The sequence below is a fragment of the Halalkalibacter okhensis genome (assembly GCF_000787375.1).
Taxonomy (GTDB): domain Bacteria; phylum Bacillota; class Bacilli; order Bacillales; family Bacillaceae_D; genus Halalkalibacter; species Halalkalibacter okhensis.
In genome coordinates this window covers 1-23,113 of sequence record NZ_JRJU01000053.1, presented here as the reverse complement: position 1 = coordinate 23,113, position 23,113 = coordinate 1, and the positions used below count along the sequence as shown (strand labels likewise).

Annotated in this window: 24 protein-coding genes, 16 tRNA genes, 1 rRNA gene and 1 riboswitch; of the genes, 35 read left to right on the top strand and 6 right to left on the bottom strand. The window is 39.4% G+C overall.

Annotation, left to right across the window (positions count from 1 at the left end):
* The first annotated feature begins 16 nt into the window (after positions 1–16).
* The 17 genes from rrf to LQ50_RS22005 all read left to right on the top strand — a co-directional run bounded on the left by rrf (position 17) and on the right by LQ50_RS22005 (position 2,043).
* Positions 17–132: ribosomal RNA gene (rrf, locus tag LQ50_RS22085) — 5S ribosomal RNA — on the top strand.
* A 15-nt stretch (positions 133–147) separates the two neighbouring features.
* A tRNA-Ala gene (locus LQ50_RS22080) sits at positions 148–223 on the top strand.
* A gap of 7 nt (positions 224–230) precedes the next feature.
* Positions 231–323: transfer RNA gene (locus LQ50_RS22075), tRNA-Ser, on the top strand.
* 164 nt (positions 324–487) lie between these two features.
* Positions 488–561, top strand: a tRNA-Met gene (locus LQ50_RS22070).
* Between the two features lie 9 nt (positions 562–570).
* Positions 571–647, top strand: a tRNA-Asp gene (locus tag LQ50_RS22065).
* A gap of 29 nt (positions 648–676) precedes the next feature.
* Positions 677–761: transfer RNA gene (locus tag LQ50_RS22060), tRNA-Tyr, on the top strand.
* Positions 762–776: 15 nt separating this feature from the next.
* Positions 777–852: transfer RNA gene (locus LQ50_RS22055), tRNA-His, on the top strand.
* A gap of 12 nt (positions 853–864) precedes the next feature.
* A tRNA-Gln gene (locus LQ50_RS22050) sits at positions 865–939 on the top strand.
* Between the two features lie 2 nt (positions 940–941).
* Positions 942–1,013 (top strand) — tRNA-Gly (locus LQ50_RS22045).
* A gap of 8 nt (positions 1,014–1,021) precedes the next feature.
* A tRNA-Arg gene (locus tag LQ50_RS22040) sits at positions 1,022–1,098 on the top strand.
* A 170-nt stretch (positions 1,099–1,268) separates the two neighbouring features.
* Positions 1,269–1,339: transfer RNA gene (locus tag LQ50_RS22035), tRNA-Gly, on the top strand.
* Positions 1,340–1,351: 12 nt separating this feature from the next.
* Positions 1,352–1,428 (top strand) — tRNA-Ile (locus tag LQ50_RS22030).
* A 1-nt stretch (position 1,429) separates the two neighbouring features.
* Positions 1,430–1,504 (top strand) — tRNA-Asn (locus tag LQ50_RS22025).
* A 1-nt stretch (position 1,505) separates the two neighbouring features.
* Positions 1,506–1,596, top strand: a tRNA-Ser gene (locus LQ50_RS22020).
* Between the two features lie 25 nt (positions 1,597–1,621).
* A tRNA-Glu gene (locus LQ50_RS22015) sits at positions 1,622–1,696 on the top strand.
* 158 nt (positions 1,697–1,854) lie between these two features.
* A tRNA-Lys gene (locus LQ50_RS22010) sits at positions 1,855–1,930 on the top strand.
* 31 nt (positions 1,931–1,961) lie between these two features.
* Positions 1,962–2,043: transfer RNA gene (locus LQ50_RS22005), tRNA-Leu, on the top strand.
* A gap of 51 nt (positions 2,044–2,094) precedes the next feature.
* On the opposite strand, the gene yidD is transcribed toward LQ50_RS22005, so the two are convergent.
* Positions 2,095–2,337 carry a membrane protein insertion efficiency factor YidD gene (yidD, locus tag LQ50_RS22000; RefSeq protein WP_034633658.1) on the bottom strand — a complete coding sequence of 81 codons (243 nt, stop codon included), beginning with the start codon at positions 2,335–2,337 and terminating at the stop codon, positions 2,095–2,097.
* A 150-nt stretch (positions 2,338–2,487) separates the two neighbouring features.
* On the opposite strand from yidD, the gene comGC reads away from it, so the two are divergent.
* The 9 genes from comGC (at position 2,488) to LQ50_RS21955 (ending at position 6,317) form a co-directional block, all read left to right on the top strand.
* Complete coding sequence (gene comGC, locus LQ50_RS21995; protein ID WP_034633655.1) at positions 2,488–2,784, top strand: competence type IV pilus major pilin ComGC; 297 nt, start codon at positions 2,488–2,490, stop codon at positions 2,782–2,784.
* A 7-nt stretch (positions 2,785–2,791) separates the two neighbouring features.
* The gene (comGD, locus tag LQ50_RS21990; RefSeq protein ID WP_034633653.1) at positions 2,792–3,235 is read left to right on the top strand and encodes a competence type IV pilus minor pilin ComGD; all 444 of its coding nucleotides are present in this window, start codon (positions 2,792–2,794) and stop codon (positions 3,233–3,235) included.
* 13 nt (positions 3,236–3,248) lie between these two features.
* Entirely contained in the window at positions 3,249–3,539 is a 291-nt protein-coding gene (locus LQ50_RS21985) for a hypothetical protein (protein WP_034633650.1), read from the top strand.
* On the top strand, positions 3,511–3,969 hold the full coding sequence (locus tag LQ50_RS21980) for a competence type IV pilus minor pilin ComGF (RefSeq protein ID WP_034633648.1): 459 nt from the start codon (positions 3,511–3,513) through the stop codon (positions 3,967–3,969). The genes LQ50_RS21985 and LQ50_RS21980 overlap by 29 nt, the downstream gene beginning before the upstream one ends.
* Positions 3,966–4,343: a competence type IV pilus minor pilin ComGG gene (gene comGG, locus LQ50_RS21975; protein WP_034633646.1), complete on the top strand. Its 378-nt coding sequence runs from the start codon at positions 3,966–3,968 to the stop codon at positions 4,341–4,343. Before LQ50_RS21980 ends, comGG begins: the two co-directional genes overlap by 4 nt.
* 1 nt (position 4,344) lies before the next feature.
* Complete coding sequence (locus LQ50_RS21970) at positions 4,345–4,845, top strand: shikimate kinase (protein ID WP_084138990.1); 501 nt, start codon at positions 4,345–4,347, stop codon at positions 4,843–4,845.
* 46 nt (positions 4,846–4,891) lie between these two features.
* Positions 4,892–5,092 carry a YqzE family protein gene (locus tag LQ50_RS21965; RefSeq protein ID WP_034633643.1) on the top strand — a complete coding sequence of 67 codons (201 nt, stop codon included), beginning with the start codon at positions 4,892–4,894 and terminating at the stop codon, positions 5,090–5,092.
* A gap of 135 nt (positions 5,093–5,227) precedes the next feature.
* The gene (locus LQ50_RS21960; protein ID WP_034633641.1) at positions 5,228–5,932 is read left to right on the top strand and encodes a helix-turn-helix transcriptional regulator; all 705 of its coding nucleotides are present in this window, start codon (positions 5,228–5,230) and stop codon (positions 5,930–5,932) included.
* Between the two features lie 139 nt (positions 5,933–6,071).
* Positions 6,072–6,317 carry a DUF2626 domain-containing protein gene (locus LQ50_RS21955; RefSeq protein ID WP_034633638.1) on the top strand — a complete coding sequence of 82 codons (246 nt, stop codon included), beginning with the start codon at positions 6,072–6,074 and terminating at the stop codon, positions 6,315–6,317.
* A 258-nt stretch (positions 6,318–6,575) separates the two neighbouring features.
* Here the strand turns inward: LQ50_RS21955 and LQ50_RS21950 are convergent, their stop codons facing one another.
* The gene (locus LQ50_RS21950; protein WP_034633636.1) at positions 6,576–7,211 is read right to left on the bottom strand and encodes an MBL fold metallo-hydrolase; all 636 of its coding nucleotides are present in this window, start codon (positions 7,209–7,211) and stop codon (positions 6,576–6,578) included.
* 221 nt (positions 7,212–7,432) lie between these two features.
* Here LQ50_RS21950 and LQ50_RS21945 point away from each other — a divergent pair, with 221 nt between their 5' ends.
* Positions 7,433–7,621 carry a DUF2759 domain-containing protein gene (locus tag LQ50_RS21945; RefSeq protein WP_034633634.1) on the top strand — a complete coding sequence of 63 codons (189 nt, stop codon included), beginning with the start codon at positions 7,433–7,435 and terminating at the stop codon, positions 7,619–7,621.
* Positions 7,622–7,675: 54 nt separating this feature from the next.
* Here LQ50_RS21945 and LQ50_RS21940 read toward each other — a convergent pair whose 3' ends face one another.
* Together LQ50_RS21940 and LQ50_RS21935 are read right to left on the bottom strand one after the other, a co-directional pair.
* The gene (locus LQ50_RS21940) at positions 7,676–8,470 is read right to left on the bottom strand and encodes a YqhG family protein (RefSeq protein ID WP_034633631.1); all 795 of its coding nucleotides are present in this window, start codon (positions 8,468–8,470) and stop codon (positions 7,676–7,678) included.
* Entirely contained in the window at positions 8,448–10,133 is a 1,686-nt protein-coding gene (locus tag LQ50_RS21935) for a DEAD/DEAH box helicase (RefSeq protein WP_034633629.1), read from the bottom strand. The genes LQ50_RS21940 and LQ50_RS21935 overlap by 23 nt, the downstream gene beginning before the upstream one ends.
* 231 nt (positions 10,134–10,364) lie before the next feature.
* Positions 10,365–10,472, top strand: a riboswitch (glycine riboswitch).
* A 162-nt stretch (positions 10,473–10,634) separates the two neighbouring features.
* Here LQ50_RS21935 and gcvT point away from each other — a divergent pair.
* Genes gcvT through gcvPB form a run of 3 tightly spaced genes read left to right on the top strand, consistent with a single transcriptional unit; the run spans position 10,635 to position 14,547 of the window.
* On the top strand, positions 10,635–11,729 hold the full coding sequence (gcvT, locus tag LQ50_RS21930; protein ID WP_034633626.1) for a glycine cleavage system aminomethyltransferase GcvT: 1,095 nt from the start codon (positions 10,635–10,637) through the stop codon (positions 11,727–11,729).
* A gap of 14 nt (positions 11,730–11,743) precedes the next feature.
* The gene (gene gcvPA / locus LQ50_RS21925) at positions 11,744–13,087 is read left to right on the top strand and encodes an aminomethyl-transferring glycine dehydrogenase subunit GcvPA (protein ID WP_034633624.1); all 1,344 of its coding nucleotides are present in this window, start codon (positions 11,744–11,746) and stop codon (positions 13,085–13,087) included.
* The gene (gcvPB, locus tag LQ50_RS21920) at positions 13,084–14,547 is read left to right on the top strand and encodes an aminomethyl-transferring glycine dehydrogenase subunit GcvPB (RefSeq protein ID WP_034633621.1); all 1,464 of its coding nucleotides are present in this window, start codon (positions 13,084–13,086) and stop codon (positions 14,545–14,547) included. Before gcvPA ends, gcvPB begins: the two co-directional genes overlap by 4 nt.
* A gap of 161 nt (positions 14,548–14,708) precedes the next feature.
* Here gcvPB and LQ50_RS21915 read toward each other — a convergent pair whose 3' ends face one another.
* Positions 14,709–15,083, bottom strand: a complete 375-nt coding sequence (locus LQ50_RS21915) for a rhodanese-like domain-containing protein (protein ID WP_034633618.1) — start codon at positions 15,081–15,083, stop codon at positions 14,709–14,711.
* A 149-nt stretch (positions 15,084–15,232) separates the two neighbouring features.
* Here LQ50_RS21915 and lipM point away from each other — a divergent pair, with 149 nt between their 5' ends.
* The gene (lipM, locus tag LQ50_RS21910; RefSeq protein ID WP_034633616.1) at positions 15,233–16,066 is read left to right on the top strand and encodes an octanoyltransferase LipM; all 834 of its coding nucleotides are present in this window, start codon (positions 15,233–15,235) and stop codon (positions 16,064–16,066) included.
* A gap of 47 nt (positions 16,067–16,113) precedes the next feature.
* On the opposite strand, the gene dat is transcribed toward lipM, so the two are convergent.
* Positions 16,114–16,953, bottom strand: coding sequence for a D-amino-acid transaminase (dat, locus tag LQ50_RS21905; protein ID WP_034633614.1), 840 nt, complete (start codon positions 16,951–16,953; stop codon positions 16,114–16,116).
* Between the two features lie 460 nt (positions 16,954–17,413).
* Between dat and LQ50_RS21900 the strand changes: the two genes are divergently transcribed.
* The 4 genes from LQ50_RS21900 (at position 17,414) to LQ50_RS21885 (ending at position 22,959) form a co-directional block, all read left to right on the top strand.
* A complete protein-coding gene (locus LQ50_RS21900; RefSeq protein ID WP_034633611.1) occupies positions 17,414–19,969 on the top strand; it encodes a vitamin B12-dependent ribonucleotide reductase in 2,556 nt (851 codons plus the stop codon).
* Between the two features lie 163 nt (positions 19,970–20,132).
* Positions 20,133–21,158, top strand: coding sequence for a spore photoproduct lyase (gene splB / locus LQ50_RS21895; RefSeq protein WP_034633608.1), 1,026 nt, complete (start codon positions 20,133–20,135; stop codon positions 21,156–21,158).
* A 155-nt stretch (positions 21,159–21,313) separates the two neighbouring features.
* On the top strand, positions 21,314–21,739 hold the full coding sequence (gene mntR, locus LQ50_RS21890; protein WP_034633605.1) for a transcriptional regulator MntR: 426 nt from the start codon (positions 21,314–21,316) through the stop codon (positions 21,737–21,739).
* 323 nt (positions 21,740–22,062) lie between these two features.
* A complete protein-coding gene (locus tag LQ50_RS21885; RefSeq protein WP_034633601.1) occupies positions 22,063–22,959 on the top strand; it encodes a patatin-like phospholipase family protein in 897 nt (298 codons plus the stop codon).
* Positions 22,960–23,113 lie beyond the last annotated feature (154 nt).

Sequence of the window (23,113 nt, the reverse complement as noted above, 5' to 3'; positions counted from 1 at the left end):
TCTTTCAATTTTATAGTCTGGTGGCGATAGCAAAGAGGTCACACCCGTTCCCATGCCGAACACGGTCGTTAAGCTCTTTTGCGCCGATGGTAGTTGGGGGCTTCTCCCTGTGAGAGTAGGACGTTGCCAGGCTATGATTTTATTTATGGGGCCTTAGCTCAGCTGGGAGAGCGCCTGCCTTGCACGCAGGAGGTCAGCGGTTCGATCCCGCTAGGCTCCACCATATATGCGGAGGAATACCCAAGTCCGGCTGAAGGGATCGGTCTTGAAAACCGACAGGCGGGTTAAACCGCGCGGGGGTTCGAATCCCTCTTCCTCCGCCATATTAAATTAGAATCATTACCCTTTATAACGACGCGGGGTGGAGCAACGAGCAAAACATCGTTGAAACACTACGAGTAACATTGACACATTAAGCATCTTAGAGAAACAGGAAGAGGAAAATGTCCTCCTCATTGAATAGCTACGTCAATTAGCTATAAAACGACGCGGGGTGGAGCAGTCTGGTAGCTCGTCGGGCTCATAACCCGAAGGTCGGCGGTTCAAATCCGTCCCCCGCAATACCAAAATGGTCCGGTAGTTCAGTTGGTTAGAATGCCTGCCTGTCACGCAGGAGGTCGCGGGTTCGAGTCCCGTCCGGACCGCCATAAATTATTTTAGATCTTTCACTTTATGTGGAGGGGTAGCGAAGTGGCTAAACGCGGCGGACTGTAAATCCGCTCCCTCCGGGTTCGGCGGTTCGAATCCGTCCCCCTCCACCACTAATAAACTATATGGCGGTTGTGGCGAAGTGGTTAACGCACCGGATTGTGATTCCGGCATTCGTGGGTTCAATTCCCATCAGCCGCCCCATAATATTTTAATTGGGCTATCGCCAAGCGGTAAGGCAACGGATTTTGATTCCGTCATGCGTAGGTTCGAATCCTGCTAGCCCAGCCAATGCGGAAGTAGTTCAGTGGTAGAACACCACCTTGCCAAGGTGGGGGTCGCGAGTTCGAATCTCGTCTTCCGCTCTTTATAAGCGCCCTTAGCTCAGCTGGATAGAGTGTTTGACTACGAATCAAAAGGTCGGGAGTTCGAATCTCTCAGGGCGCGCCAATTCCTTTAAAAAATATGCGGGTGTAGTTTAGTGGTAAAACCTCAGCCACGAGCATAACATCTGCCGAATAAGCTGCGAGTTGTCTCGACGCATTCGCTTCTGTGATTTACTAGAAGAGGAAGAGACATGTTTTGCGTTTTTGAAGTCTTGATTCAAAACAATATCATATGCGGGTGTAGTTTAGTGGTAAAACCTCAGCCTTCCAAGCTGATGTCGTGAGTTCGATTCTCATCACCCGCTTTTTACTACTGTGGGCCTGTAGCTCAGCTGGTTAGAGCGCACGCCTGATAAGCGTGAGGTCGGTGGTTCGAGTCCACTCAGGCCCACCATTCCACAGTAGCTCAGTGGTAGAGCTATCGGCTGTTAACCGATCGGTCGTAGGTTCGAGTCCTACCTGTGGAGCCATGGAGAAGTACCCAAGTGGCTGAAGGGGCGCCCCTGCTAAGGGTGTAGGTCGTTTACGCGGCGCGAGGGTTCAAATCCCTCCTTCTCCGCCATGGACAGGTTATATATATTTAGATTGGCCCGTTGGTCAAGCGGTTAAGACACCGCCCTTTCACGGCGGTAACACGGGTTCGAATCCCGTACGGGTCACCATATTAAATCAGTTACGAGCCGATCTACCTGAAAATCTACGAGTTGTTCTGACGCAGCAAGCAACAGAGTGTTACTGGAAGAGGAAAGAACAGGTAAAGACTACGGAGGGAAACATCGTCCGTAAGCATCATGTAAATACATCATTGAAAAAACAGCAAGAGCCATTAGCTCAGTTGGTAGAGCATCTGACTTTTAATCAGAGGGTCGAAGGTTCGAGTCCTTCATGGCTCACCATATAAGGTGTTTTGGTAAAAACATCAATTATGCGGGTGTGGCGGAATTGGCAGACGCGCTAGACTTAGGATCTAGTGTCTTATGACGTGGGGGTTCGACTCCCTTCACCCGCATACTGAGAAAAACCATACTTATTGTATGGTTTTTTTATATTACAAGAAATGTTAATCTTCCTTTGAACGATGGGCTGATTTCTTCTCAGGTACTAGGTCAATGCCACCTGGATGAAAAGGGTGACACTTAAGAATCCTTTTTAACGTTAGATATCCTCCTTTCATTGCACCAAATCTTTTAACAGCTTCAATACCGTAATGGGAGCATGTTGGATAAAATCGGCAAGTCGGTGGTTTAATGGGCGAGATAACAAGCTGATAAAAGCGGAATATTGATAAAAGGATAAGTTTCATTTCTGACACCTTTCAAAAAAAAATTAAAATAAAAGAAGGAGTTTGTTCATTCTTGTCTAATTATAACAAATATTGTTTGAAAGGAGGATCGATTAAAAAAGAACTCTTCGAAAAAGCCCCGTTTTTAAAAATCCACAGAGGTGATGAAAATTGAAAAATGAAAAAGGCTTTACCCTCGTTGAAATGTTGATTGTCCTGATGATCATTTCCCTTTTACTCCTAATAGCCGTTCCAAACATGTCAAATAATAATGAGGTTGCTGCTTCTAAAGGATGCGAAGCCACTGTAAAGTTAATACAGTCCCAGGTGTATGCTTATGAGATTGAAAACGGTAAATTACCGGATAAGCTAGAGGACCTTTCTCCTGACTACGTTGATAAGTTAACATGCCCAGATGATTCTGAATTAGACTACGAAAATGGTACAGTAAGTAGTAAATCTTCTTAAAGTGAACATGAATTCAAATCAAGGTTATACCCTCATCGAATTGCTCATCACGTTATCCATTCTAACCATTATTCTTCTCATACCTACATTCAAACCTACCGATTCGTCTCCAGTTAATCATGAAGCAGACTTAATAGCCCAACAAATTAAAGAACAGATTATTCTCGCACAGCATGTCGCAATTGCAAATGGAAGACGAGTGTTTATCCGTACAGACAATGATACAAAACAATTCTTCATTCGTTTTCATAACTTTGATGATTATTTAATTATCCCGTATCAACACCCTGACATGTTATTTGAATCCCAAACTCTATCTCTAAGTTCTATCTATTTTCATACAAATGGTCATCCAGGTGCATCTGGGACTTTTCGATTACGAATTGGACTAAACAGTTATCGCTTCACAATTTATATAGGGAAAGGAATGGTCTCATATACAAAAATGTAGTGGGTTTACTTTAATGGAAGTGTTATTTGCATTTGGTTTTCTCATGCTGTTTAGCGCTTCTATTCTTCCTTTGTTATTAACTGTTTATGCAGAGAGAACAGCGATTCATGAAGAAGTAGAGGTATTGCTACAGTTAGAAGAAGCTGTTAACCGTTTTAAAGCAGGTATGCCTCTTGACGATAGGGATAATGATGGCGTTTTGATTGTAAAAGAGGAAGTAAGAGAAGGTCTACTACGGTTTTGTGCAAGATGGACTGGCCGAAATGGGAGGGACTATGAACGTTGTTTCTATGCTCAGAAATGAAAGAGGATTTTCACTAATGGAGCTCTTGATGGCTCTTGCTATTTTTATAATAATTGCTTCTCTGTTACCTAAATTAATACTCATTCGTTCACACGGATATTACACTAACGTGATTTCAACCCAGCAGGTTATGACTTTTTTTAATCAATTAGCTCATGAGGTTAGGGAATCTAAAAAAGGAGAAGTAATAGAAGGTACATTACGATTAACTAAGTACAACGAAGACATTGTAGACATAGAGGTCTTACAATCAAAACAAATACGAAGTAGGAAAAATAAAGAAGGTCATAATCTCCTTATTGAACAAGTAAAAACGTTTTCTTGTGAGGTAGCTGAATATTTGGTCACATGTGAAATCGAAATGTTAGATGGGTATCGCAGCAGCAAGATGATGCTAATGCAGTATGCCAGAAAAGGAGGCAGCGTGTGAAGCAAGAGAGGGGATTTGTTTACCCAATTACATTATTAATGTGTATGTTGATTTTGCAAGTACTTCTTTTTCAAGTAAATTTGTACTTAGTTGATAAACATGCAGTTTATGAACAAGAACGATTGATGCAAATTGAAACGCTCCTCCAACTAGGCATAAGCGAATTTTTAAATAATGATGTTGCTCCGGTTCCAAATCAAAATATTCTCTTTTCATATCCTACTGGTACCGTTACACTAGAAATAGCAACTTATGATAATGGAATTAGTAACGTTACTGTAAAGGCAAGATTGGAGACTGGTCACGAGCGTCAGGCTGGTTTTCGATATAATTGGAATAATAAGATGTTGGATCATTATTGGGAGGTTTCATAGCGTGTCGCATCAATATTACATCACGGGATTTATGGGGTCAGGAAAAACGACGATTGGACAAGCATTAGCTGATAAAATTGGCTACCATGTCATTGATACGGATAAATGGGTTGAAAACAAAGAACAGATGTCTATATCAGAAATTTTTGAAAAAAAGGGGGAAGATTATTTTAGAGATCTTGAGACTCAAGCTCTATTAGAACTGCAAGGAGATCACATGATTATTACAACAGGAGGAGGCATTATTAAAAAGGATCGAAATCGAGAAATCATGGCATCTCAGGGTGAAATTATTTATTTGCAGGCAGACTTTGATGAGTTATTAAGACGTTTGGAAGGGGATGAAACAAGACCTTTATTGCAGCAACAAGACAAAGAAAGGATTCAAGCATTATATGAATCACGACTTGAGCTGTACGAACAGGCTGATATTATCGTTAATACAGTAGGAAGATCGGTTTTAGGTATTGTCGCGGAATTAGAATCAATTTTAAAATCCTAATATTTGGGCATACTGATGATAGCTCATGCATTAGGAGTTGAGAACTATGTCATTGAATGATTACGTCAAATTTTTGACTCAACAAGCTGTAATTCGAATGGATCAACCAAAAGAAGAAAGACGAACGAAAAAGCTCGAACGCAGAGCTGACCGTCCCCCTTTTTCAAACCATGCATTTGGGATGATTCCACTCGGAATTTCCTTGTTCTTAAGAAAAAACTCAAAAAAAAAGAATCGTAGAAAATAAGAAGCGAAGTTGTCAGTGACAATTCTTCGCTTTTTATTTGTGTGTAATTTAATTTACCTTGTAAATGTTTTCTTTTATTTACTTTGATTCCTATACTATAATGGTGTAAGTAAGGTAAGTTTGGGAGTGAACAAGATGGAACAAAACACATTAAAAATAACAAATGTATTGTCAGATCCAACAAGGTTCTCTGTGTATCAGTATATTGTAAAACAACGGGAACATGTAACCGTACAACAAATAGCCGACCAATTTCATATACACCCTAATGTTGCTCGTCTTCATTTGACGAAATTAGAAGACGTAAAAATGATTGTTTCAGAAACACAGAAGACAGGAAAAGGAGGGCGGCCTAGTCGCTATTACAAACTATCAGATGAAGTCATTCAATTGCAGTTTCCTTATCGTGACTATCAAAGGTTAGCAAAGATGGCATTGTCATCATTGGTGGAACTTGGTGAAGTTGGTATCGATGCGTTAAAAAAAATGGGGTATAGATATGGGCGTGAGAGTGCAGACTTGTATGTGAAGCAATTTCACTTTGAGGTAGAAAATGCTTCAATGGAGCAGAAAGTAAAAATGATCGAACAAATAGCGATCAATCAAGGCCTGAATCCAGAAATATCTTATTCAGCTGAGAAGGATGAAATTGAGTTTAGTATTTATAACTGTACGTTTAAAGAATTAATGTCTGAACACTCGACATCGCTTTGTTCTATGCATCATGAATTATTTAAAGGCATTTTCTCCTATTTTCTTGGGGAACATATTCTTAAGGACAATATGAAGTTAACAGATCCTACGGCGAAAGCTTGCTCTTATTCTGTCATTAAATTATAGGTGACACAGTATTGCCATTCATCAAAGCATTTACAGTATGGAAGTAGTCGTATATAATAAGGTCTGTACTTAATCATTTGCTATCCTAAACAAATACTGTCGTGTGGGGCAAATTTGTTCATGAAGGAGGGAAACCCAAATGGATCGTATGTATCGTGTTTTAGCATTTTGGACAGGGATCTTTTCCGTTCTGTTCTTTGTTGGTCATATGTATAATGTAGCATTGTTATTCTTTGCGCAAACAGGCGCCTTGTTAGCTCTAAGCTACCTAAACCTATCAGAACGTGTGTACATGTACATTTTTGGTGCCTATTTAACGATTTTCTTCGTAGGGTTCACGTACTACACAACGTTCTTGTTAGTACCAAGCTTCGGAGGGCATTAATATTCGTTGTACATATGTGCAGAGGAGAAACCGTTTCCTTATTTAAGGGACGGTTTCTTTTTAGCTTAATATTAATACTATTGACACAGTGTAAAAGTATTTTATACAATGTACAGTAGATTGGTGATCTTTGATAGGGAGTCCCCCTCCCCTCAAGGTTCTTACATCAATACGATTTACTCCCCAAAGGACTTCCACTAATGGTGGAGGTTCTTTTTATATAATAAAAAGCAGCTGACATAGCAGCTGCTCGATTACTTAAAACCCTGATAAAAAGGGGTTTCCATCCATTTCATTTCCTATTGTGGTAGTTGGACCGTGGCCGCAAGCAACAACGGTTTCCTCTGGTAACTCAAGAAGCTTCTTATGTATGCTCGTTAACAACAATTGATGATCTCCACCCGGCAAATCGGTTCTCCCTATACTTTGGGCAAATAATGCATCACCTGAGAAAACAACCGCTTCCTCCTTAAGGTAGAAAGAAACACTTCCTGGTGAGTGCCCAGGAGTTTCATATACCTTAAAGGAGAACGAACCAATCGTAATGGTATCTTCCTTTTCAATAATATTATCTGCTGGCTTCACTGTAATTGCGTGATTCCCCATAAAACGTGATGATCCATTTTTATTAGGGTCTGCTAACCAATCTAGTTCATTCTTATGTAGGTATACGGGACAGTTGAATTCATTCCGTACATCATCTACTGCACCAATATGGTCAAAATGAGCATGTGTTAACAAGACAGCCAATGGTTTTAATTGTTGTGATGTCAACCATTGAATAAATGCTTGGCCGTCCCCACCAGGGTCAATAACAATCGCTTCATTAGCATCGTTTTGTAACACATATGCATTTGTTTGTAATGGGCCAAGTGGAAGTTGTGTCCATTTCATATATATCCCTCCAATAACTTAAGTCATTCCTATCATACAATACGAGAAGCGACTCGACAAATAAAGAAAAAAAGAGTAAAATAAATGAAAAATGCCCATTATAAATATTGAGGAAACTGTACTAGCTTCGTCAAATTTTAGGCTGACAACGTTCCCAAATGGCATTATAATAGGACTAGTTAAGCTGGGTTCTTAGTTTTACATAAGGAGGGGAAGACAGTATGATCTTTTCTATCATCATGTTAATTACGGCATTATTATGTGCAGTCGCGATTGTTCGTGAAGTTCGCAGAAAGAATTTCTTTGCAGTAGGATTTGCAGGAATTACATTTGTTGTATTTGGTTGGTTTGCAGTGGCAACCATTATTTCAATCATTACAACAGGTGGTGGAGCTCCTACAGCTCACTAAGAAGAATAAGGAATGAGACAAGGCAACTACTCTAGAGTAGTTGCCTTGTTTCTATTAAAAAACCTGTTGCTCTAAGTAGAACATTCCACCATTTATAATGGATACATGAATCTTAGGCTCATATTGTTCTTTTAAGGCTTGTTTTTCAACATCGTAGCTTTCTGGTTTCTCATCATAATCTTCATAAAACTGCTCAAGCAGGGCCAAATCGGTTTCCCACCTATTTACAGCTTCTTCTGCCCAAGTTTTGTCTTCATTTTCAGCATAGGTTTGAACCATTTTCTGCAATCGAATTAACCCACTGTGAACGGTAATCAATGGGGATAATTTAAAGCAAAAATCTGGAATGTTGGGTGAAAGTTCTTTTTCAATCAATCTATCGTAAAATTTTTGAACAATTTGACCATGAATGAGATTTAACCCCAAAGATAGCAGTACATCTTTTTTACGGTCACATTGAAATGAGACTTTCATGTTTAAACATAACCAAGGTTGCAGAGGAATGGACTTTCTCCCTGATGCATGAATGTTTTCATAGAGCCGAATGAACCCCCCTAATTCTCGAGTCGATCCAAATAATTGCCTAAGTCGTGGTGACCCAAAGTGAATTTGTTCTCCGCGTAAATCATCAGGAGCGTTAGCTTGATCTGTGATAAACGTCACCTGCATCGGATTTGGTTGTCCGCCTGTCTTTTCTAAGTAATGCCAATAAAATGGTCTGTTCATTAATAACTTGTCTAGTTCAATGGATAGCTGAACCTTGAGATAACTAGATGTATTTTCAATGATTGGACTATCATTTGCTTGGAAGTAACGTTCTAGAAAATCATGAACTTGAGGCTGTTGCATCGATCTGATCCTCCTTACTAGAATTTGCAGCTTCTTCTGCTGCCTCATTCATAATCGCAGCAAGATGATCAAACTTTATTCGCATTTCGCCTTCAGAATCAGATTGCAGTAAAATATCTTGCACGTGTTCTTCAACTGAAGGAAGATTAATTTTTGTCAGGATATCATCGAGCTCCCCGATAACGGCTTCAAAGAGATGGATCTTTTCATAAAGTAATTTGAGAATGTGCTGCTCGACAGTATCATTGACAGCGAAATTGTAAATTTTCACATCCTCTTGTTGACCAAGGCGGTGGATTCGCCCAATTCGTTGTTCAATGCGCATTGGGTTCCAAGGCAAGTCATAGTTAATAATATGACTGCAAAATTGCAAGTTAATTCCTTCACCGCCTGCTTCGGTTGCGATTAATACTTGGGCATGATTTTGGAAGAGCTGACGCATCCAGTCTTTTTTTCCTCTTTTAAATCCACCTCTAAATGGGACAGAGGAAATGCCATTTTGTTTTAAAAACCATTGTAAATACAACTGTGTCGCACGATATTCAGTAAAAATAATTACTTTATCGTTAATTTTTTTAATGATCTCAAGTGCTTTTTCAGCCTTTGCATGTCCATCTACCTCACCAATTTTGTTCAATAAGCGCTCTGCACCAGGGAGCTTGCGTCCTTCGTTATTAGCTCGTTCAACCATGTTTTTTAATGTCATAAAAGCAGCCTCTCTGCTGCTGCATAGTTCCCTCTTTAATGTCAGCAATCCAAAATGGCTTGAATCATCATTTAACTGCTCTATCTCGTTATAAAAGGCTCGCTCTGACTCATTAAAATCAATTGGGACGGTTTCAACAATTCGTTTCGTCCATTCAATGCCCGTCTCCTCACGGCGATTACGCACCATAACTTTATTTACTAACTCTCTGAGTTTTTCTTCATTTTTAGGTGATCTCTTATTCGAACGGTATTCTTTTTCAAAAGAAGAGATGTCACCTAGATGTCCTGGTTTAAGCAAAGAAACCAAGTTAAAGATTTCCTCTAGCTTGTTTTGGACTGGTGTTGCTGTTAATAATAGACAGAATTTCTTCTTTAACTTTTTAATGAACTCGTAATTTTTTGTTTTTGGGTTTTTAAGTTTATGAGCTTCATCAATTATGACTAAATCATATGGCTGTTCTAAGACGATATCATGATGTGGTTGTCTTTTGGCCGTATCGATTGAAGCAACGACAACATCACATTGTTCCCAAACGTATGATTTCTTTTGGGGAATAGCTGGAATATGAAACTTTGTATTTAATTCGATTGCCCATTGTGATACAAGTGAAGCTGGGACGAGAATCAAGACTTTTTTTACTAGTCCACGAATCATGTACTCTTTTAAGATAAGCCCAGCTTCAATTGTTTTTCCAAGACCTACTTCATCAGCGAGTATGGCTTTGCCATTCATTTGCTCAATAACTGTATTTGCCACTTCAATTTGGTGTGGAAATGGCTTTAGTTGTGGAAGATGCTTAGGTGCTTGTAAACCATGAAACTCTGGGATGATTTGATGTTGTTCTGCTTCATACGCTAGTTTAAAAAGTTCCCAATTAGACCAAGGACCATCTTGATCTAACCTTTCCTTGAAGGTGTCGTTCCATTTTTGATCAAAATGTATATCAATCTTCATATTCTTATCACCCTTTCCATCAAACTGCAATATCCGAATGAAATCATAAATAATCTATAAAATAATCTGATTTAGTAAATAAACTGTTGCGAAAACCTATTCATCTTGATAGGATATTAATATAAATCCGAATTACCCATGTTACCTATTTTTAAATAGGTTTATACATGTAGTATGTACCATTTATAAGAATTTCATGAGTGAGTGTAAAAACAATTGAATGACTTGCGGATGAGAATAAGGGGAGAGCTTGCGAATGGTGCAACGCCGAAGGAGCAAGTATTTAGATAATGTGTTATCGATACGAATCTCTCAGGCAAAAAAGACTCTTATTTGACGCAGCTCTGGAGAGTGCTTAGCATAAGCCACCTACGAAGACACTGTATTCAATCATGAATATAGGAAACTTTCTGGTTACAGGACAGGGTTATACACAAATAGTGTATAACCCTGTCCTTTTTTTGTTAATTTTCGAATGAACTTGAGGAGGTAGGTTTGAACATGGCTAATTTAAAGAGAACACCGCTATTTGAAGTTTATAAAGAAAGTGGAGCGAAAACAATTGATTTTGGTGGATGGGATCTTCCCGTTCAGTTTTTAAGTATTAAAGAAGAACATGAGGCCGTTCGGACAAAGGCTGGACTTTTTGATGTTTCACATATGGGGGAAGTAGAAGTCAAAGGTCCACGTGCACTTGATTACTTACAAAAACTAATGACAAATGATGTATCTAAACTTGTGGATGGGCAGGCTCAATATACGGCGATGTGTTACAACGATGGTGGGACAGTAGATGATTTGCTTGTTTACCGAAAAGCGGAAGACGATTATCTACTCGTCATTAATGCTTCCAATATCGAAAAAGATGTCGAGTGGATGGAGCAACATATTATTGAGGGAGTAACAGCGATAAATGTCTCAAGTGACATTGCCCAATTAGCGATTCAAGGACCTTTAGCCGAACAAATTTTGCAAAAGGCAACGTCTTTTGATCTGGCATCGATTCGCTTTTTTCGATTTGCTGATCAAGTAGAAATAGATGGTGTAAAAGGACTTGTATCAAGAACGGGGTACACTGGCGAAGATGGCTTTGAGATATACTGCCCTGCAGATCAAGCGGCAAAGTTATGGAAGAGCTTGCTTGAAGTAGGGAAAGACGAAGGTCTTGTTCCATGTGGATTAGGAGCACGTGATACGCTACGCTTTGAAGCGAGGTTGCCTCTTTATGGTCAAGAGTTAACAAAGGATATTTCTCCACTTGAGGCGGGGATTGGGTTTGCCGTAAAGATCAATAAAGAAGCTGACTTTATTGGGAAAGCAGCGTTAACGAAACAGAAAGACGAAGGACTGAAAAGGAAACTTGTTGGTCTTGAAATGATAGACAAAGGCATCCCTCGTACAGGGTATGAAGTGTTTGTCGGTGATAAATTAGTAGGTTTTGTCACGACAGGTACTCAATCTCCTACGTTAAAGAAAAATGTCGGCCTTGCCGTTGTAGATATCGATGTTACTACACTTGGAACTGAAGTAGAAGTTCAAGTGCGTAAAAAGCGTTTGAAAGCACAAGTCGTATCCACGCCATTTTATAAGAAGTAAGAGGAGGAACATACATGAATCACCGTTATTTACCGATGACAGATGCAGATCAAAAAGAAATGCTTGAGACAATTGGTGTTAAGTCGATTGAAGAATTGTTTTCAGATATTCCAAGTGACATTCGCTTTAAAGGAGAAATGAATGTTAAAGAAGCTTTGAAAGAGCCCGAGCTCATTTCATACTTTCGAGAGTTAGCAGAAAAAAATGTCTCTCTCAAACAAACTCCTTCTTTCTTAGGTGCAGGTGTTTATGAACATTACATTCCATCAATCGTCGATCACGTTATTTCTCGTTCTGAATTTTATACAGCTTACACGCCATACCAACCAGAAATTTCTCAAGGAGAACTTCAAGCCATCTTTGAATTTCAAACGATGATTTGTGAATTGACAGGAATGGATTTAGCCAACTCATCTATGTATGACGGTCCGACCGCTTTAGCAGAGGCTGCGATGCTCAGTGCTGGGCAAACAAAGAAAAAGACCATTCTAGTATCGAAAGCTGTTCATCCAGAAGCACGTGCTGTCTTGCAGACGAATGCAACAGGGCAGCGTTTAAATGTAATTGAAATTGATACAGCTAATGGTGTGACAGATTTAAAACAGTTACAAGAAGTATACGGAGAGGACACGGCTTGTGTTGTCGTTCAGCATCCGAACTTTTATGGGAACCTTGAGCCTTTAGCCAAGTTAGAAGAAATTACTCATAGTAGTAAAGCAATGTTTGTTGTCTCTAGTAACCCACTTGCTTTAGGATTATTAAAGCCGCCTGGTGAATTTGGCGCAGATATCGTCGTGGGAGACGCGCAGCCTTTTGGAATTGCGACACAATTTGGCGGTCCACATTGCGGGTATTTTGCAACAACGAAGAAATTAATGCGTAAAGTCCCTGGGCGTTTAGTTGGTCAAACAACGGATGAACATGGACAACGAGGGTTTGTTTTAACATTACAAGCACGTGAGCAACACATTAGGCGTGAAAAAGCCACTTCAAATATTTGTTCGAACCAAGCGCTAAATGCTTTAGCCGCTTCCGTTGCCATGAGTGCGATTGGCAAAAAAGGCGTAAAGGAAATGGCGTATCAAAATGTACAAAAAGCTGCTTATATGAAAAAGCAGTTAAAAGCTTATGGTGTAGAAATCGTCTTTGTGCAACCGACATTTAATGAGTTTGTCATTAATGTGAAGAGACCTGTATCTGAAGTCAATGAGTTGCTACTTGCAAAAGGATTCATTGGTGGATATGACCTCGGGCGTGATGATGATTCATTAAAAGGTCAAATGTTAGTAGCTGTGACTGAAGTACGGACGAAAGCGGAAATTGATACTTTTGTCAAGGAATTGGGGGCCTTACTATGATAACAAAAGATCAGCCATTCATTTTTGAACGCAGCAAGCCAGGACGAGTTGGACATAGCTTGCCAACATTAGATATCGAGGAACAGTCTATTAATGAGTTAATTCCAAGTGAGTTTTTACGTGAATTAGAGCCTGAATTGCCAGAAGTTTCAGAGCTTGAGATTATGCGTCATTATACGGCACTATCAAAACGTAATCATGGGGTAGATTCAGGGTTTTATCCACTAGGCTCATGTACGATGAAATACAATCCAAAGATTAACGAAGATGTTGCTCGTTTTGAAGGATTAGCGCATATTCATCCATATCAACCAGTAGAACAAGTCCAAGGTGCAATGGAATTACTTTATGAGCTTCAAACATCATTAGCTGAAATTACAGGGATGGATGAAGTAACACTTCAACCAGCAGCAGGTGCTCATGGTGAGTGGACTGGGCTCATGATGATCCGCGCTTTCCATGAAGCAAACGGAGACTTCCAACGTACCAAAGTGATTGTGCCTGACTCTGCACATGGAACGAATCCTGCATCAGCAACAGTCGCTGGTTTTGCATCAGTTACGGTACGAACGGATGACAATGGCTTAGTAGACTTAGATCATTTACGTGAAGTCGTAGGTGAAGATACAGCAGCACTCATGCTAACCAATCCAAATACACTAGGCTTGTTTGAATCATACATCGTAGAGATGGCTCAAATTATTCATGAAGCTGGTGGAAAACTGTATTACGATGGGGCTAATTCTAATGCAATATTAGGAATCGCAAGGCCTGGAGATATGGGTTTTGATGTGGTTCACTTGAACCTGCATAAAACATTTACAGGCCCTCATGGTGGTGGTGGACCAGGATCAGGTCCAGTTGGAGTGAAGAAGGATTTGATTCCTTATTTACCAAAACCGGTTATAGTTAAGCGTGTTGATGGTGTGTATGATTTTGATTACAACCGTCCGCAATCAATTGGACGTGTAAAACCATATTACGGGAATTATGGTATCAACGTTCGTGCATACACGTATATCCGTACAATGGGCCCTGATGGCTTACGAAAAGTTTCAGAATATGCTGTGTTAAATGCAAACTATATGATGCGTCGCCTAGAGCCTCATTTTGATCTCCCTTATACACAGCATTGTAAGCATGAATTTGTTATTTCGGGCCGTCGTCAAAAGAAACTGGGTGTACGTACATTGGATATAGCCAAACGCCTTTTAGATTTTGGGTACCATCCGCCAACAATCTACTTCCCATTAAATGTGGAGGAATGTATGATGATTGAGCCAACGGAAACTGAATCCAAAGAGACGTTAGATGAATTCATCGATGCCATGATTCAAATTGCCCGTGAAGCAGAAGAAAACCCAGAGATTGTCCAAGAAGCACCACATACGACAGTTATCTCAAGATTAGATGAAACAACGGCAGCAAGAAAACCAATTCTAAAATATGAAAAAGCGTGAGCGAATAATATTTAGTACTCCGCATGAAAAAGCCTTCTATGACCCCATAGAAGGCTTTTTACAATCGGGAGAAAAGTTTTATCCTAGGACGGCGTATCTTCAAGAAATACCACGAATAATAAAGGAGATGCACCAATCATGGTAGCAACTCCCTTAAAACCTTACTTTTTCTTAATCTTTCCAGACCACTTTTTAAATCCACCCTTAAGGTGTGAGATATCTTCAACGCCGCGCTTTTTCTTAATAAGTTGAGCAGCTTGTCTACTACGAGCACCTGACTGGCAGTATAGATAAACAGGTTGATCATTCCGAACTTCATTCATCCGTTGACGAAGCTGGGACATTGGGATGTTTCTGGCTCCAAGAATGTGTCCACCTTCATATTCACGAGGTTCGCGAACATCAATCAACTGTGCTTTTCGATAGCCTTTAATGAAGTCTTCTTGTGTTAATGTTTTTAAATATTTTGGATTGTAAAAGCGCTTAAAAACGAGATACGCTACAAATCCAAGTAGGATAAGCCATAAGAATTCCATAGGTTGTTGTCTACACTCCTTTGCGTACTACATCAATATTCATTATAATAGCCGCTAAGCAAATACGCAATAACTCAAATGACTTGGCTACAAAGTGCTCGTTTGGTAGAATGACATAGATATCTCAAATTGGAAAGAAGCGGTGTGAAATGAAAGAAACATGGCGTTACATAGATTCAGGAGATTGCTCTCCTGCTTATAATATGGCTTTAGATGAGGCGTTGTTAGATTGGCATAGTAAAGGAGTCATTCCACCTACAATTCGTTTCTATGGATGGAACCCTGCTACTCTATCAATTGGTTATTTTCAGAAAGTCGAGAAAGAAATCAATATGGATAAGGTTAAGGAGTATGGCTTAGGGTTTGTTCGTAGACCAACAGGTGGACGGGGGGTATTACATGATAAGGAACTCACGTATAGTGTTATCGTATCAGAGGAACATCCTGAGATGCCAAAGACGGTCACGGAAGCCTATCGTGTGATTTCTGAAGGGATTTTAGAAGGGTTTAAAGATGTGGGACTTGATGCGTATTTTTCGATCCCGAGAACGGATGAGGAAAAAAGTGCCCTCAAAAATCCTCGGTCTGCCGTCTGTTTTGATGCTCCTTCTTGGTATGAACTTGTTGTTGAGGGAAGAAAAGTCGCAGGAAGTGCACAAACAAGGCAAAAAGGTGTAATTTTACAGCATGGTTCAATCATTTTAGATATCGATGAGGACAAGCTTTTTGACTTGTTTAATTATTCGAGTGATCGGTTGCGCGAGCGCATGCAAAAGAACTTTAAAAATAAAGCGGTCGCTATTAATGCATTAAGAAGTGAACCTCTAACGATGGATGAAGCAAAATTGGCATTTAAGCGTGGATTTGAAAAAGGATTAAACATCGAATTAGAGCCATATACGTTAACGGACGAAGAAGAGGAAATTGTTAAGCAAATAGCAAGAGATCGTTATGAGCGGGATGATTGGAATTTTAGAAAGTAAAACAAAAGGACCTGTCTTTTAGAGACAAGTCCTTTTGTTTGATGTGGTTAGCTGCGTGGCAATAGCTCTTTGAATTTTTTTTGAAGATCTTTTGTCACTGGGCCGATTGGAAAGGTTGTCGTTAATTGCCCATGGACCGATTTAATTGGAGTGATCTCGACTGAAGAACTAGAAATAAATGCTTCGTCGGCATGCTCTAGTACTTCAACGGGGAATGGCTCTTCTACGACCGAATAGTTATTGTTTTGAGCTAACTCGATGATTAATTGTCTTGTTATCCCGTTTAAAATTAAGTTGGTAGCAGGGTGTGTGTATAAAACCTTATCTTTAACGAGGAAAAGATTAGACGATGAACCTTCTGTGATTGTTCCATTTCGATGAAGAATCGCTTCTTGACAGTTATGATCGGCTGCTTCTCGTTTCACCAGTACATTACCTAATAAGTTAATTGTTTTAATGTCACAGCGGAGCCAACGAATGTCATCAGTCAGCCAAACATCGATCCCATTCTGCTGTAGGTCTTCAGTGCTATGTCCTGGTTGAGTGAACGCTGTGAATACCGGAGTCGATTCTCTTGAATACAAGTGGTTACGTGGTTCAACTCCACGAGTGACTTGAAAATAAACAAGTCCATTTTTTAATGTGTTTTTTTCGATTAATGTATGAATGAATTCTGTAATTTGGTCTTCTGAGTATGGCAATTTAATGTCTAATTTATGGGAGCTTTGAACAAGTCGTGTTAAATGTTGTTCCATAGCAAAGGGCTTACCTTCATAGACTTTAACAACTTCATATATACCATCACCAAAATAATACCCACGATCGTCAACATGGATCATCGCGTCTTTTTTAGGGAGAAGTTTGTCATTTTGTAATATGTATTCCATTTTTCATTCCTCCAACTATTTATCATTTCAATATATTGATTGGCCTTTCACTATTTGTATCTACAAGAATAACATAATTAAGCCAATCATCTATTAAAAATTTTGTCAAACATTTTGTATTTAGACTTCAAACAGTGATAACATAAGACATTGAAAAAATCCGCAATATGGCAAGAGACAAATTCGTTCAAAATGTCGAAAAAAAGCGGATAACATTCTTGTAAACTCGTAAATCCTTCTTTTTTTACCCATTTCAAAGTTGACAAAAGAAATCGAAATGGAATCTGACACAATATATGGTGTATTGAAAATAAAAATGAGCACAATATATTGAATCTGATGGCGGTCTTGTGGTAAGCTTACCCAAGAATATCGTACATGGACAAGCACAGCAGTATGAAAAATCAACTAGATATACTAGTAAAATATAGATTTCCATGTGAAAGAGGAGGAGACGCGAATGGCAATGACGATGTCAAATGTTATGCGCCTGAACACAGAAAGATTAAATGAGGATATTGAGCAATTTTCGCAAGTCCATCCAATTACAAGCGACATGCACATTACTCAAAAAGGCGTATCAAGACTCGTAATGTTAGACCGTTACACGTTTAAAGATACAGAAAAGAAAACATTAAAAGATGGGGATTTTGTTGTCTTAACCGTCAAAGATGATCCTAAGTTTCCTGCACGAGGTTATGGATTCGTCATGGAGCTTGACATCGTAACAAATCAAGCGAAGGTACTTGTTGATGAAGAGTTCCGCGGGGTACTCGAAGGCGAAGAAGCAGAGACAGGAATCGTCTCTCGTTCACTTGATACAATTGAGAAACCTCTTGAAATTTATTATGAGCAAATTGCAAAGCGTAACGCGACAGGACTTGCGTCTGTTGAAACAACGGAAGAAAAGCGTCAAGAAGCGTTCGAACAATTTTATGAGCAGCTTGTTTCGATGAATTTCATTCCGGCAGGGCGTGTTTTGTATGGTGCGGGTGCAGAGACAGATGTGACGTACTTTAACTGTTACGTTATGCCATATGTTCAAGATTCACGCGAAGGAATTTCTGAACACCGTAAGCAAGTCATGGAAATTATGAGTCGTGGTGGCGGAGTAGGGACGAATGGTTCAACATTACGCCCTCGTAACACACTAGCGCGTGGAGTAAACGGAAAGTCATCTGGATCAGTTTCATGGTTGGATGATATTGCAAAGCTAACGCATCTTGTAGAACAAGGTGGGTCCAGACGTGGTGCTCAAATGATCATGCTATCTGATTGGCATCCTGATATTTTAGAATTCATCATTTCTAAAATGCAAAACCCGCGCATTTTGCGTTTCTTGCTGGAAAATACAGAAGACAATCATATTCAAAAGCTCGTAAAAGACAAGCTTTATTTCACACCTTTAACGGCAGTCGAAGAGTCTATGTACCAAGGAATTGTTAATTACAAAACAATTGCTGGTCAGGGTGGATTTGATCCGAAAGTGATTGAGGATGCAGAAGAAAAGTTACGTGTTGGCGGAACATATTCAGTAAATAACGCTGAATTTTTAACAGGTGCTAATATTTCGGTTTGTTTAACGAAAGAATTTATGGAAGCTGTTGAAAACGATCAAGAATATGCCCTTCGTTTCCCAGATGTAGAAAATTACAATGAAGAGGAAATGGCATACTATAATGAAAAGTGGCACGAGGTTGGCGATGTTCGTGAGTGGAAAGAGTTAGGCTATGGGGTAAGAACGTACCGCATCATTAAAGCGAAAGAACTTTGGAACCTGATTAACATTTGTGCAACATATAGTGCAGAACCAGGAATCTTCTTTATTGATAATGCAAATGATAAAACTAATGCAAAAGCATATGGACAAAAAGTAGTTGCGACGAATCCGTGTGGAGAGCAACCTTTAGCTCCATATTCTGTATGTAATCTTGCAGCAATTAACTTAGCAGAGATGGCAAATAAAGAAACAAAAGAAGTGGACTTTGAAAAGTTAAAGAAAACGGTCGAAGTCGGTGTTCGCATGCAAGACAATGTAATTGATGCAACTCCATATTTCTTAGAACAAAACACAAAACAAGCCAAAGGAGAGCGTCGTGTTGGTTTAGGAGTGATGGGTCTTCATGATCTACTCATTTATTGTGAATCCGTATACGGCTCTGAAGAAGGCAACGATCTTGTTGATCAAGTGTTTGAGACGATTGCGACTACAGCTTATCGTACAAGCATTGAACTTGCTAAAGAAAAAGGAAGCTTCCCATTCTTATTAGGGAATACAGATGAAGAAACGTTGGAGCTTCGGACTGCATTTATTAATACGGGGTATATGACATCTATGCCAGAGGATATTCGTCAAGGAATTCTCGACCATGGGATTCGTAATTCACATTTGCTTACAGTTGCGCCAACAGGTAGTACGGGAACAATGGTAGGGGTATCGACTGGTCTTGAGCCTTACTTCTCCTTCTCATACTTCCGTAGTGGCCGCCTTGGGAAATTTATCGAAGTGAAAGCAGGCATTGTTGAAGAATATTTACAAGCTAATCCTGATGCGGATGAAAATCAATTACCGGATTGGTTTATTTCAACAATGGAATTACCGCCAGAAGCTCACGCTGATGTACAGTGTATCATTCAACGCTGGGTTGACAGTTCATTATCGAAAACAGTAAATGCACCTCGTGGTTACACTGTTGAACAAGTACAAGCTGTTTATGAGCGCTTGTATCGTGGAGGAGCTAAAGGTGGAACGGTGTATGTAGACGGCAGTCGTGATGCCCAAGTTCTATCTTTGAAGGCAGAAGAGAATAGCTTTGATAATGAATCACAGACACAAACTGATTCAAATAAGAAAGTAGTATTAATCGATACCATTTCTGAAGTGCGATCTACAAATGTGACAATTGGATCAGAGGTTGGCAATACGTGTCCAGTTTGTCGTGAAGGAAAGGTAGAAGATCTTGGTGGTTGTAACACTTGTACAAGTTGTGGTGCACAGTTAAAATGTGGCCTTTAAACTAAATAAATTTATTGAAGAAAAGGACTAATTCGTATTGGATTTAGTCCTTTTTCTTTCTAATAACTGGTAGGCTGAATCTTCCTCATATGCACACCCTATAGAAGCGTATTTAAATTACCATCATAGGTGAATACATCAGAAAAATAGAGGTGCATTTGACATGAAAGCGTTTGAACCACAACTTGTTTATATAGAACCAGGGGCACTTGAGTACCCACTAGGACGTGAATTGAAAGAAAAATTCAAGAAAAAAGGTGTAGAGATAAGGGAGACGACCTCTCATAATCAGGTACGTAATATTCCAGGGAAAAATGAACTACAGCAATATAGAAATGCTAAATCAACCCTGGTTATTGGTGTCAGGAAAACATTGAAATTTGATACGTCAAAGCCATCAGCGGAATATGCGCTGCCACTAGCAACGGGGTGCATGGGCCATTGTCATTACTGCTATTTGCAAACGACACTTGGAAACAAACCATATATTCGCACGTATGTGAATTTGGAAGAAATCTTTGATGCAGCAGATCAATATATCAAGGAAAGAGAGCCTGAAATTACTCGTTTTGAGGCTGCGTGTACATCTGATGTTGTAGGGATTGATCATTTAACACATTCACTAAAGAAGACCATTGAGCATATAGGACAGACTGATTTGGGTCGATTGCGATTCGTGACAAAGTATCATCATGTCGATCATTTACTAGATGCGAAACACAATGGAAATACAAGGTTTCGCTTTAGTGTGAATTCAGATCATGTAATTAAACATTTTGAACCAGGGACTTCATCATTTTTAGAACGAATCGAAGCCGCTGGAAAAGTAGCAAAAGCCGATTACCCTTTAGGTTTTATCGTAGCCCCGTTAATTTTGCACGATAATTGGAAAGAGGGGTATTATGATTTGTTTGAGCGTTTGGAGGCCATTTTGCCTGCTTACGCTCAAAAAGATTTGACGTTTGAACTAATTCAACATCGCTTTACCAAAACAGCGAAAAATATCATACAAAAACGGTACCCTAAATCAAAGCTAGAGATGAATGAGGAAGAACGGAAATACAAGTGGGGGAGATACGGTCGAGGAAAATACGTTTATAAAGATGAAGAAGCTGGAGACTTAAAAGAAACAATCCAATCCTATATTGATAAATTCTTCCCGGAAGCGAAAATGGAATACTTCACATAAACTTTGATAACACATTGTCCTTCTCCTACATTCTGTTGTAAAATAAAAGTGTTGCACATTTTTTATAGCAATAGAATAGGTTTATGATACAGGGCTGTATTGTACACCGTATCTGTCAAACGGTATGATGTTTGACAATTAATGGAGGGGACCTTATGCCAACACCTAGTATGGAAGATTATTTAGAACGAATATATATGTTGATTGAGGAGAAAGGGTATGCACGAGTCTCCGATATTGCAGAGGCATTAGAAGTCCATCCGTCTTCGGTGACAAAGATGGTTCAAAAATTAGATAAAAGCGAATACTTAATATATGAACGATACCGAGGGTTAGTCCTAACAGCAAAAGGAAAGAAAATCGGAAAGCGTTTAGTGTACCGTCATGAGTTATTAGAAGATTTTATGAGACTAATTGGTGTCGATGATTCTCATGTTTATCAAGATGTAGAAGGAATTGAACATCATTTAAGTTGGGATGCCATTGATCGTATCGGTGATCTTGTTCAATACTTTCAAGAAAAAGAGACAAGAGTATACGAGTTAAGAGATGTCCAGAAAAGAAACGAAGAAGAGGAATAATAATTAGCAATTTTAAAGGTTTTTGAAAATGGGGCTCAATTCTCATAGGAATTGAGCTCTTTTTGATTTTTTGGGCAAGTATTAAACGATATTTTGAAGTCCTTTAGGAGAAGGAGATCAGTGATTTATAAGGGTGATGAGAGAATAGTATGTAAGTTAATCGTCGGCATTTTCTAAGAGTGGTGGCACTACGGCTGATGAATTTCCAATCGGATTTCAAGTCCCGGTTGTAATACCATGTCAAAAATATTACGAGGTTTTTCAAATTTTTAGGTCGTCCTGACTGCTTTGACACATAGAGTTGAAGGAGGAGGCGATTTCTGATGAAAGTTGATGGCGTATTTGCTGGTGGAGGAGTGAAAGCCTTCGCATTTATTGGGGCCCTCCAAGTTATGGAGGAAAAAGGGTTTGAATTTGACCGACTGGCTGGAACGAGTGCAGGATCCATCATAGCAGCCCTCATCAAAGTAGGGTACAGCAGTGAAGAAATATATCAGCTGCTTGATGATTTAGATATTGAATCTTTTAAGGATGAGCGGATGTCGTTTCTTCCATTTACAATAACTAAATGGATCCACTTGTATTATCGATTGGGTTTATATAAAGGCAATGCTTTAGAGAATTGGTTAAGAGAGGTGTTAGAAAGAAAAGGGGTAAAAACGTTTGGCGACTTACCTCATGGTTCTTTGCGTATTATTGCATCTGATTTAACGAAAGGAAAGTTGCTCGTACTCCCTGACGATTTAAACAAATACGGTGTAATACCAGAAAGATTCCCAGTAGCCAGAGCGATAAGGATGAGTTGCAGCATTCCTTATTTCTTTGAACCAGTTAAGATTTACGACCGCGGTAGTGGAGGGAAAGCCTCCTATATTGTTGATGGAGGATTGCTTAGTAATTTTCCGATGTGGCTGTTTATGGATGGGAACCCCAAAAGATTTAGGAGGCCAGTAATTGGTTTTCAATTAAAGCCTGAACTAAGTGAAATCCCTCCTAAAAAAATAAATAATGCAGTAACGATGTATCGAGCCCTCTTTGAGACAATGGCATCTGCACACGACATAAAATATATAGATGAAGATCATGCCAGAAACATTGTATTTATCCCCGTCCTAAACGTAAAAGCAACCGACTTTGAATTAACAGAAGAACAAAAAGAAAAGCTGATTGTCCTAGGAAGAGAAGAAACAAACCACTTTTTAAAAAAATGGTGTTATTAAAGAGTATCATAAAAAAGGGGTGCCCTTCCCCTTTTTTATGATACTCGAAGCAATGAGCGAAGCCGCCGTAAATGGTTTTAAGCTTTTTGAGCGAACTTCTCAAAAAGCGCACGGCGAGCGGAGCCATTGCCACCAGGATTGCACTAATGTCGAA